This window comes from Peterkaempfera griseoplana, from assembly GCF_001418575.1.
GTDB classification, from domain to species: Bacteria; Actinomycetota; Actinomycetes; order Streptomycetales; family Streptomycetaceae; genus Peterkaempfera; species Peterkaempfera griseoplana.
Genome location: NZ_LIQR01000399.1, coordinates 1 through 2,483 on the forward strand (window position 1 = coordinate 1; position 2,483 = coordinate 2,483).

At 72.7% G+C, this 2,483-nt stretch carries 2 protein-coding genes; one reads left to right on the plus strand and one right to left on the minus strand.

The window, feature by feature from the left end; all coding sequences use genetic code 11:
- A partial coding sequence (locus AOK09_RS27345) for a serine/threonine-protein kinase (RefSeq protein ID WP_157876054.1) occupies window positions 1-636 on the minus strand: 636 nt, incomplete at its 3' end.
- 360 nt (window positions 637-996) lie between these two features.
- Here AOK09_RS27345 and AOK09_RS27350 point away from each other — a divergent pair.
- On the plus strand, window positions 997-1,872 hold the full coding sequence (locus tag AOK09_RS27350) for a fructosamine kinase family protein (protein ID WP_055589920.1): 876 nt from the start codon (window positions 997-999) through the stop codon (window positions 1,870-1,872).
- The last annotated feature ends 611 nt before the right edge of the window (window positions 1,873-2,483 follow it).

The following is a 2,483-nucleotide window of genomic DNA, read 5'->3' on the forward strand; positions in this document are numbered from 1 at the left end:
GGTGGCGGCGTAGACCAGGACGGCGCCCAGGCAGAACACGTCGCTTGCGGGGGTGAGTTCAAGGCCGCGCACCTGCTCCGGCGACATGAAGCCGGGAGAGCCGATCAGCATGCCGGTGCGGGTGTGCAGGCTGTCTCCGGCGAGGCTGTCCATGGCGCGGGCGATGCCGAAGTCGATGACACGGGGGCCGTCGACGGTCACCAGGACGTTGGACGGCTTGAGGTCACGATGGATCAGGCCCGCCCCGTGGACGGCCTGCAGGGCGAGGGCGAGCCGGTTGGCGAGGATGCGGACCGAGTACTCGGGCAACGGCCCGAAGTCCTCGGCCACAACGGTGTGGAGGTCGGGCCCCGGGATGTACTGGGTCGCCACCCAGGGGACCGCGGCCTCCGGATCGGCGTCGAGCACGGCCGCGGTCCAGCTCCCGCCGACCCGCCGAGCGGCGGCGACCTCACGGGCGAAGCGTCTGCGGAACTCCGGGTGCCCGGCGTACTCGGCCTGCACGACCTTCACAGCCACCGTGCGTCCCTGCTCGGAACGGCCCAGGTACACCAGGCCCATGCCGCCCGCGCCCAGCCGGGCGATCAGACGGTACGGGCCGACGAGGGCAGGATCTCCGGCGATCAACTGGTCCACTGAAGCAACATAGTGCAACCCGCCGCCCCGGTCGGGGCCAACAGGTGAATCATGTACCTGCCGACTCCGGTACGCCCGGCCTCGCCGAATCGGCGGACCGGCGTGGGACGGTCTGCGACGGCCTGCACTCCCCGCCCATCGGGCACGGGACCGGGCGAACCCGCCGGCGAGAACGCCCCATCGGCGGGGGCGCGGTGCCGGCCGGTGCCGAACGCGCACCGTCCGCGCCCGGCACAATCCGGCGATGCGACACGGCGGTTGAGGCGGCGGAGTGGCCGTCCCGCCCGGTGCGGACCTGCATGGCGATGCCTGACCACCGCCCTGACCGAACCGCCGGGGACGTGCTGTAGCGTGCGGCCCATGGTGACCTCCTCCCTGCTGATGGAACGGCTGCACGGCGTCGGGCTGAGCGATGCGGTGTCGGTGACGCCGGCCGAGGGGGGACTGGCGGCCGTCGCGGGCATCGCGACCCGCCGGGAGGGGCCGCCCGTGTTTGTGAAGGCCTTCCGTGACACGCCCGCTGACGGCCTGTTCGCGGCCGAGGCCGAAGGCCTTCGCGTGCTCCGCGAACTGGGCGGCGCCGCCACCCCCGAGGTGCTGTTCGCGGGCCGGGACGCGCTGGTGCTCTCCGTTCTGCAACCGCGTCCGGCGGGGGAGGCCTTCTGGGAACGGCTCGCCCACACCCTCGCGCGCCTGCACACCACCACCGTGCACGACCGCTTCGGCTGGTCCGGTGACAACTGGCTGGGGCAACGCAGGCAGGACAACACCTGGGACACCGACGGGCACTCCTTCTTCGCCCAGCGGCGCCTGCTGCGCTGGCTGCCGGAGCCCCGGGTGCGGGCGGCGCTGGACGAACGGGACCGGCGGGCGCTGGAGCGCCTCTGCGAGAGGCTGCCCGAGCTGCTCCCCTCCCGGCCCGCCTGTCTGACCCATGGAGACCTGTGGGCGCACAACATCCTCGCCACCGAGGACGGGCAGCCCGCCCTGATAGACCCGGCGGTCTCCTACATGTGGGCGGAAGTGGACCTGGCCCATCTGTGGTCCTCGCCGCACCCGCCCGAGGCAAGCCGGTTCTTCGCGCTGTACGCGGAGCTGACCGGGCTCGACGACGACTGGCCCGCCAGGATGCCGATCATCCAGCTGCGGCAGCATCTGGCCGTCATCGCCCAGTTCGACCACGACTGGGGTGCGGCGGACCAGGTGCGTGCCCTGCTCAAGCCGTTCCGCTCCTAGCGGTCGGCCCGTCCTCCCGTTCCTGGTGCCGCCCGGTGGGGTACCGGGTGGCGTTCTTCGGTCGCCTGCCGGTTCCGAGGGGTTGTGTACGACAGCCCGTGCGCCGGTGTGCACGCCGGAGCAAGAGCGCCGTCCTTCCCCGGGGCGGTGTCGCCGGGCCGGGCCCGTTGTCGGCCGGGTCCACCACGGCGCGGGGTGCGGTGCCGACGACACCCCGGGCGAAGCGGCCTGCTTCCGTCAGGGCCGTCCGGGCCGTCGACGAGAGCGCCTGTGACCTGGTACGTCGGGACTGCGAGGTGCGCCGGACGGGAGAGGCGCCGACCGGCGGACGCCGAGCGTCCGGCCCGCCCTGCGCGCGGTCCCGCCGGGGGGACGCGCACCGTGGTGGCGGACCCCGGGGGTGGATGTGAGTCCCGAACCTTTTCACGAGTCTCACAGGAAACTTCCAGCGCCTGCGGAATGAACGGCTAGCGTGCTTGGGGACACCCGATCCGCCCCCGACCCGAAACCCGCACCACCCACCCGCAACCGGTCGCCGGCCCACGGCGGCACAGCAGGCACAGAAAGAACGCAGATGGACTACTGCTCCTCCTGCCGACGCCACCTCAACG

Bases quoted from the DNA above. Each gene is read 5' to 3' on its own strand.
- AOK09_RS27350 (WP_055589920.1), top strand. From the start codon at position 997: ATGGTGACCTCCTCCCTGCTGATGGAACGGCTGCACGGCGTCGGGCTG.